This window comes from Rubritalea sp., assembly GCF_039830215.1.
Lineage (GTDB): Bacteria > Verrucomicrobiota > Verrucomicrobiia > Verrucomicrobiales > Akkermansiaceae > Rubritalea.
This window is the reverse complement of sequence record NZ_JBDOPO010000115.1, coordinates 1-8,116: the sequence shown is the minus strand read 5'-3', so window position 1 is coordinate 8,116 and position 8,116 is coordinate 1. Positions and strand designations below refer to the sequence as shown.

8 protein-coding genes are annotated in these 8,116 nt (G+C 48.8%); 5 read left to right on the top strand and 3 right to left on the bottom strand.

Annotated elements, in window-relative coordinates; genetic code table 11:
• The first annotated feature begins 815 nt into the window (after positions 1-815).
• Together ABGY95_RS03955 and ABGY95_RS03950 are read left to right on the top strand one after the other, a co-directional pair.
• Positions 816-1,598, top strand: a complete 783-nt coding sequence (locus tag ABGY95_RS03955) for an SDR family oxidoreductase (protein ID WP_347440407.1) — start codon at positions 816-818, stop codon at positions 1,596-1,598.
• Between the two features lie 87 nt (positions 1,599-1,685).
• Complete coding sequence (locus ABGY95_RS03950; RefSeq protein WP_347440406.1) at positions 1,686-2,837, top strand: alpha-hydroxy acid oxidase; 1,152 nt, start codon at positions 1,686-1,688, stop codon at positions 2,835-2,837.
• A 235-nt stretch (positions 2,838-3,072) separates the two neighbouring features.
• On the opposite strand, the gene ABGY95_RS03945 is transcribed toward ABGY95_RS03950, so the two are convergent.
• Both ABGY95_RS03945 and ABGY95_RS03940 read right to left on the bottom strand, forming a co-directional pair.
• Complete coding sequence (locus ABGY95_RS03945; RefSeq protein ID WP_347440405.1) at positions 3,073-4,140, bottom strand: CNNM domain-containing protein; 1,068 nt, start codon at positions 4,138-4,140, stop codon at positions 3,073-3,075.
• Between the two features lie 87 nt (positions 4,141-4,227).
• Positions 4,228-4,401: a hypothetical protein gene (locus ABGY95_RS03940; protein WP_347440404.1), complete on the bottom strand. Its 174-nt coding sequence runs from the start codon at positions 4,399-4,401 to the stop codon at positions 4,228-4,230.
• 109 nt (positions 4,402-4,510) lie between these two features.
• On the opposite strand from ABGY95_RS03940, the gene fbaA reads away from it, so the two are divergent.
• Positions 4,511-5,542, top strand: a complete 1,032-nt coding sequence (fbaA, locus tag ABGY95_RS03935) for a class II fructose-bisphosphate aldolase (RefSeq protein ID WP_347440403.1) — start codon at positions 4,511-4,513, stop codon at positions 5,540-5,542.
• Between the two features lie 324 nt (positions 5,543-5,866).
• Here the strand turns inward: fbaA and ABGY95_RS03930 are convergent, their stop codons facing one another.
• The gene (locus ABGY95_RS03930) at positions 5,867-6,331 is read right to left on the bottom strand and encodes a hypothetical protein (protein ID WP_347440402.1); all 465 of its coding nucleotides are present in this window, start codon (positions 6,329-6,331) and stop codon (positions 5,867-5,869) included.
• A gap of 326 nt (positions 6,332-6,657) precedes the next feature.
• Between ABGY95_RS03930 and ABGY95_RS03925 the strand changes: the two genes are divergently transcribed.
• Positions 6,658-7,008: a zinc ribbon domain-containing protein YjdM gene (locus tag ABGY95_RS03925; protein ID WP_347440401.1), complete on the top strand. Its 351-nt coding sequence runs from the start codon at positions 6,658-6,660 to the stop codon at positions 7,006-7,008.
• A 378-nt stretch (positions 7,009-7,386) separates the two neighbouring features.
• Positions 7,387-7,767 (top strand): hypothetical protein, encoded by a 381-nt coding sequence (locus ABGY95_RS03920; protein WP_347440400.1) that lies wholly within the window; start codon positions 7,387-7,389, stop codon positions 7,765-7,767.
• The last annotated feature ends 349 nt before the right edge of the window (positions 7,768-8,116 follow it).

The following is an 8,116-nucleotide window of genomic DNA, read 5'->3' as shown; positions in this document are numbered from 1 at the left end:
CCCCCCCTTTCCAATTCGATAAACAAGACCAGCCAACCCTGACGAGAAACAACAACCTCTACCGTACATCTACCATGGAGCGTTTTGCCTAACAAGGAATCCATTTTACTCAAGCATAGACCTACACTATTTGCTCACCATCCAGAGTTTCCATCGTCGCTGGCCTTAGCACAACCAAGCTGCAAAGTGAGCAGTAAACCCACCCAAGCACATTCAAATCAGAACCAGATCCCACACACACTAAGACGATCAAGAGCACCACTGGAGTACAATCAGATATCCACCCCTTTTCTCAATTACTTGTAATTGCTGGTTTTGCCACACGGTTTGCGGGAAAAGCTCACTTCAGGCCAGGCGACACAGCGATGGACTATTCACGTAACCGCAGCTTAGACCACGGTGTCACTGGATTCGGGGAGGGCGTGTTTAATTTTCAGAAAGAGGTCATCGTGATCTCAATACCATAGTCGGTTCTCTTGATGACTTTTATTTTGATACCCATACCTTTTAAGATACTCGTGTCGGGATGGCACCTTGCTGAACTTACGATCCGTTTTAGGTAAGGCTTGAGTCTGCGTGCGAAGGAATGAAGCGGTCTCAACTGTGTTTCGTGACAAGCCAGTCGGAGCTCGCTATCTTTGAACTCAGCAGGCCGAGTATTTTCTACTCAACCTACTTAGTAAGAACATCTTGATAGATTAAGTTTTCCTCTCAGGACTCTGGTGGATCTAGCCCTATGCCTCTCGGCCCGACTCTCGCTGCTGCCGTAATCTAGACTTGCAAATTTTCCTGCACTCCCTAGACCTGTATTACACATGAACCTAAACCTCACAGACAAAGTAGTCATCATCACTGGTGGATCAAAGGGAATTGGCGCAGGCTGCGTGGAAGCATTCGCAGCCGAAGGAGCCATCCCAGTGATCGTCGGCCGTTCCCCTGAAGTGGGTAAAGAGCTCATTGCCAAGTGCGGAAAAGGCCTAGTAATCGAAGCCGAACTCACCTCTGAAGAAGCCTGTAAGAATGCTATCGAAGTGACACTCGCTAACTACGGGCGGCTTGATGGCATCGTGCACAACGCCGGAGTTAACGATGGAGTTTCCCTCAGTAATTCCCCATCAGACTTTCTCGCATCACTGCAGAAAAACATTTTCCACGTCTTCGCTCTCACCCATTTCGCACTCGAGGCCCTCAAAAAAAGCAAAGGGTTCATCATCAACATTTCTTCCAAAGTCGCCAACACCGGCCAAGGTAGTGCCTCGGGCTACGCTGCATCAAAAGGTGCGATGAATGCCCTCACCAGAGAATGGGCGCTCGACCTTGCGAAGTTCAGTATCCGCGTCAACACCATCGTGCCAGCAGAAGTAATGACGCCAATGTACGAAAACTGGCTCAATACTCTGGAAAACCCAGAGCTGACGAAAAAGCAGATCGAGTCACGCATACCATTCGAGTCACGCATGACAACAAGCCAGGAAATGGCCGATATGGTTGTCTTCATCGCCTCAGATCGCTCTAGTCACACAACGGGCCAGCTCCTCTACCCTGATGGAGGATACGTCCACCTCGACCGCTCCTATGGAGCTGTGGAAAAAGAGTAAAACGAATGGCGATAACCTTTATTCCTTCAGAGTAGAGTCCCGCCCATGCTAACCTATTTCCCAAACACTTTAAGACCCCAATAAATCATGACTGATTATTTCGACTCACGCTTTCCATCAGTGGAGGCCCTCAAAGCTCAAGCCAAGAAGCGCATGCCCGGCTTCGCATTCGATTACCTCGACGGTGGTTGTTTCTCTGAAGTCAACCTCGCGCGCAACACTAACGACATCCGCGAAGTGCAGCTCAAGCCCTACTACCTACGCGACTACAAAGGCGCTACCCAAGAGACTGAACTCTTCGGCGAGACCTACGCATCACCTTTCGGTGTGGCTCCAGTAGGCCTTCAAGGGCTGATGTGGCCAAATAGCTGTGAGATACTCGCCAAGGCCTCATTCGATCACAATGTGCCATTTGTTCTTTCCACTGTAGGCACCGCTAGCATCGAGAAAGTTGCTGAGATCACAGAAGGGAAATTCTGGTTCCAGCTCTATCATCCAGCTGAAGACGAACTGCGGGATAAACTCCTCAACCGAGCATGGGAGGCGGGTTGCCGCACCCTCGTCATCCTCGCTGACACCCCCACTTTTGCTTATCGCCCGAAGGAGATTAAGAATGGTCTTTCCATTCCTCCGCGCATGACGGCGCGTAATATTTTTCAGATGTGCACTCACCCAACCTGGTCGTTCAGCCAACTCGCGGCAGGAGCCCCCGAGTTCAAGACCATGAAAGAATACATTCCAAAAGGTCTCAACATGAAGCACCTCGCTCAGTTCATGAACAAAACCTTCTCAGGCCGCCTGACTGAGGCAAAAATCAAGCCTATCCGAGATAACTGGAAGGGTAACATCGTCATCAAAGGTATCGTCAACCCTGAGGATGCCGTGGCTGCCATTAGGCTCGGCCTCGACGGCATGATCGTCTCCAACCACGGCGGACGTCAGCTCGACTCTGGCCAATCCACCATTGTCCCACTCACTGAACTAGCCCAGCAATTCAAGGGGCAGATCAAAATCATGATGGACTCAGGTATTCGTTCGGGTACAGACATAGCCAATGCTCTCGCCTCTGGTGCAGACTTCACTTTCCTTGGCCGAACCCCAATGTACGGAGTTGGAGCTCTCGGCAAAAATGGTGGTCACCACACTTTCACCATGCTTAAACGACAGATCCAGCAAGTAATGGAACAGGTTGCTTGTGAAAGAGTCAGCGATTTCCCAAACCATCTGATATCTAAATAATTCATTCCTTTTAGAGACTTGGTGGCTGTTTCCAGCGACAGCTTAGCACCACCTAGTCAGTTTTATTGGAATTCAAACCAATGCCCCTATGGCGGTCATGCTCTTGAATGTGTTTTGTGGTGAAGTCACTTTCTTACAACGAGCATGGCCGCCTTCAGCGGCCTCGTCACACCGCGGCACTGACCTATTCGTAAGAATGGTTCATTCTTCATTCTAATTCCTCACTGCAACTCCTCTAGCTCTCTGGCCTCAGCCCGCTTTCCTCAGCTCGATCCGATGGATCCATCGGCACGCGCTGGGCAATACCTCTCAGTAGATGTCCAAAAATGTCTGCCCCCGTGATGATACGCTTTTGCTCTTCAGTCCAGTAGAGCACCACGTCTTGGTCCACTACGTGGTCATTGCGATCATCTGCTTCCACGACAAACTTCCCTAGTACTAAGTCTAGAGTCTCATCCTCGTCGCTAATCAAAATCGGTCGATGGCAAAAGCGATAGATGTCTACCTCGCCGTCATAGGCCAAATAACGGGCGAGGAATTCAGGCGTGTCTAGTACGATAAGAGGCACGTCATTTTCATCAGTGATCACCCGCCACTTTGCTGGGTTCACCTTCAAACTCGCGAGAAACGCAGTTCCCTCATCAGTCCTAAAGTCAGAGAACTCAGGCAGATCCATCTTTGTTGGTAGTTTGATGATTGTACTTTGCTTGATCACGCTACCCTCTTCAGAAATCTTACGATCGTCCAGAGCTAGGAAATTGAGCGCGCCACGTCCTTCATTGGCGCTGATCTCACTGTCGTCCTCATCGATGTGCTTCTCTAAAATAATCTCAATATCGCGCTCGCGATAGAACGAAGGACCCTCCGGACCGATCCACCCATCCAAAATAAGCGCACACGGCTTAGCTAAGGGATAGAGCAGTACCTTATAAAATCGAATCACGGGTGTCAGCTTAGCCCCCACCTTCAAAGCATTGCGAGAGAAGTACGCCTGCGGGATGATTTCACCAAAGAATGTGATGCCTACCGTCGAGAACGCGAAACCAGCAAATCCAGCTAACACACTCTCCGATAGTAACGCTAACAATACGTTGACCGAGACATTGCCCCATAAGATGGTGCACAGTAACAAGTTAGAATCCTGTCGTAGATTAAGGATCGACTTCGCCGCCTTATTCCCCTTCTCAGCCTCAGCCTCTAACCCCATTCGCCCCAATGAAAACAAAGCTAAATTTAGCCCAGAAAACATCGCCGACTGCGACAAACAAAAGGCAATACCTACCCAAATCCAAATTTGATCCATGAATGTTTTTTATCTATGAACGGCCGTTACCGTAACTTTACTTTAACTAACTAGCATTTTAGCTGAAAAGCACCAGTAAAAGTGTGCTCAAATGCGCGCTACTAGGCTGCAGAACATTCCCACACTCAAGAACCACTCACGCTCCACTTTATATTTTTCCGCATTCTCTTCGGTTTTACCGTCACGAAATGCTGTATCCACTGGGTTCATCGCCAACATGCCAAGGCTACCGAATCGCTTAACTTCACGGAACTGTCTCATTTTAATGGATCAATAAATCTCAACTCATCACCAAACCATCCACCTTTGCTGACATAGCAGAAGAATCTAAGCCCTTGCACATCATTTAGACATGGTCTAAAGCGAACTTATGCCAGTTGCAACACCACAACAATACGCAGAGATGATCGACGCAGCCCAAAAGGGTAATTACGCGTATCCTGCAATCAACGTAACTTCACTCGCGACCATCAACGGCGCATTGAAAGCATTCTCCGAGTCCGGCTCTGACGGAATCATTCAGGTTTCTACCGGTGGCGGTTCATTCGCTTCCGGTCTTTCCGTAGCAGACGAGGCATACGGTGCTATCGTTCTCGCTGAAGCAGTGCACCTCCTCGCTGAGAAGCACGACGTACTCATCGCACTTCACACTGACCACTGCCACCCACAGAAGGTTGACGGTTTCCTTCGCCCACTTCTCGACGCTTCACGCAAGCGCATCGCAGAAGGCAAAGGTCCACTCTTCCAATCCCACATGTTTGACGGATCAGTTATCGATCTCGACGCAAACATGAAGATCTCTGCAGAACTCCTCAAGGAGTGTGCTGAGCTCGGCATCATCCTCGAAGTCGAAGCTGGCTGCGTAGGTGGTGAAGAAGACGGTCACGACACATCTGATCTCCCAGCTGAGAAGCTCTACACAACTACTGAAGACATGATTCAGGTGTACGAGACACTCCAGCCAATTGGTCGCTTCATGTTCGCTGCCACATTCGGCAACGTACACGGCGCATACAAGCCAGGCTCAGTAAAGCTCAAGCCAACCATCCTTCGTGATGGCCAAGCTGCTGTGACTGCTAAGCACGGTGCTGCTTCACAAATGGACTTCGTATTCCACGGTGGTTCAGGTTCTGAGCTCTCCGACATCCGCGAGACTCTCGAGTACGGTGTGATCAAAATGAACATCGACACTGACACTCAGTACGCGTTCACACGCCCAGTCGTTACTCACATCTGTGAGAACATCGAGTCAGTTCTTAAGATCGACGGCGAAGTCGGTGTTAAGGGCAAGTACGACCCACGTTCATACCTCAAGAAGGGTGAGCAAGGCCTCTGCGAGCGCATGAAAGAAGCTTGTGACGACCTTCAGTCCACAGGTAAGTCGATTTATAAAAAGGGGTAAGTTAGAAGTGTGAAGCGATAAGTGCCAGTCACCTGCTTCGCAATTTTATACCATCATTTTTCTAAGCCCTGCTAGGTGATCATGCACCCAGCAGGGCTTTTTCGTGCCAAAGAAGATGCTTCCAGCTTCTTTGCAGACGATTGGCAGACCAGTCCACTCCAACATCTAAGGTCTAGCCACATCGCTTGGCCGCGATTGATCGCACCACAAAGTCACCAGACTTTGCTAGCTCGACCTTGGACCTTCAGACCTTCGACAGCTCCCAGTGTCTAAAGTCTCAAGGTCCAAGGTCAGTATAGATCGTGTGGGCGCGATAGACATCGCTTACTCCAAACCTGGCACTAAGATCTTTGCACCATCTGGCAGATTTTTGAATAACTTCACCCTCTTCCCTTCACGCGTATCGTATATGCCTCCATCGGGCTCACCAGCGGGTGTGATCTTCATCATCTCCACTGAGCCATTGAGCTTCGCCACCACAGCCTGCCCCTCCCACACTGAATTATCGAACACCCTGGGAGACTTTGATGCATCACAGATAATCACTGTGTTCGTAGGCGATGAGGTACTTAGACCGCGCACGTAACTCCACGCGTTTTCACCTGTAGTCAACACACCATCATTGTCTGGAATTTCTGCATTCACGGTCCCTAGGACGATGTTCTCCTTGCTCCAAAAGACGTGCTCATCATCGATGACCCCAGCATTGAGTAACTGAGTAAAACAAGCCTCAGCACTGTCTCCGGTTTCATCAGATTCAGCCAAAGCAGTTTGCTCGTTCGGATACATCCCATCGTGATCTTTGGCATAGGAAAAGAGAGCAGTATAAATCTGCTTCCCATTATTGATAGCGTTCGACCGAGCGCTGGTCGTGATTCATTTATCTATATGCCCGGTAGACATGAACCCCGCAGCAACCAGCACAAATAGCAGAACCCCAACTGTCATAAACCATGACTTCATCGACTTAGGTAAAACATTCATTTACGTTAGAGTCTTTTCGCTCACTCCGCCAAGTTCGAACTTTCAATACTCCCATTTCCACACACGCTGCGAGCCCTCTAACTTATCACTTCACACTTGCAACTTCACACTCCTCCAGCGATAGCTGGAGCATGTCTGATACTACTTGCCCACTCTGCACTATGGATGACGTTGCGGAGCACAAAACAATTTTTGAATGCATGACTTGTGGCCACGAATGGGACAAGCCAGCTGAAGTTGAAGAAGAGGAGGCTGTTGGCCCACGCGTGGTCAAAGACGCCTTCGGCAATATCCTGCAAGATGGTGACATCGTGCAGATGATCAAAGACAAAAAGCTCACTGGCACCTCCAATGTCCTCAAGAGCGGCACCAAGTCCAAACCTATCCGTATCCAAGAAAAAGGCGACCACGAGATCTCCTGCAAAATGGATGGCCTCTCCATCGGACTCAAAGCGATGTTCGTTAAAAAGGTCAATCCTTAGCCCCAAAGCCCCCAGACTTTGCTGACCTAATCTTAAGGCTCTCGACCCTGCTGCATCATGTCTAAAGGCATTTATCAGGGCGTCGTCGCGATAGTTTAGTAGCCAAATATATCCCCCCACATTTGGCTTTTTCGTCTCTGGAATGCCTCGACTTACTCGGCTTAACTAGTGCTGTGGACGCAGAAGTCGCCCCGTTAAATAGAGCTCGAATTTAGAATGATTGAGCTTTTTGAGAACTCTAACGCCTCCAAGAAATGAGTTGAATAAACGCGAAGTCAAAGAAGCTCAGATGGAGCGTAAAGTGGGGCTGCTCGTACTAGAGAAGGACTTTCTTCTAAAAAAGTGCTAACAGCTGGGAATCGATCTTAGCGAAAAGCTATGATTTATACTCAGCACGCTTTATCACTTAGGCAACAATCAGCTTTGCTAGAGCTCAACCGCAACCGCTTAAAACCCAAAAGGGCTATGATCAGTGAGGAGGATCACAAGATCATGCTGTATCCAGGTGAAATCCATTTCAACTACTGCCACATGGGTCAGCGCAACTTGATTCATGAACTCAGAGATAGAGGATATGAAATCGGCAGGAAGCGAGTGCGTCGCTTAATAAGATTGCTAGTAATCCAAGCAATGGTTCCCAAGCTTGACACCAGCAAACGTGGGAAGGCACACGAGATTTATCCTTACCTTCTCAGAGACAATCCTGTGACGGCTGCGAATAAGTCTGGTGTACTGACCTCATTATACACCCATGCCTAGAGACAACGCCAACTTGATTACTGTGATGGACTGGCAGACTCGCGCAGTAATTTGATGGGAAGTGTGCAATACGATGGATACAACGTTTTGTCTTGGGGAATCACGTACTACATCCAAAATTAAAGGTCGGCAACCCAAGATCTTCAACACCGATCAGGGCAGCCAATTGATCAGTAAAGAATGGATGTCAGGATTTCAATATAAACTGTAAATCACTGAGCCTGAGTAGAGGTTTGTGTTTTTGGTCGCATATATAAAATACGACCAATGAAGAAAAAACAAAGTGAGTCAGACAAGGCGTTGGAGACATTTTTCAACGATTTTATCGCATAGCAGAAGGCAGCAGGGG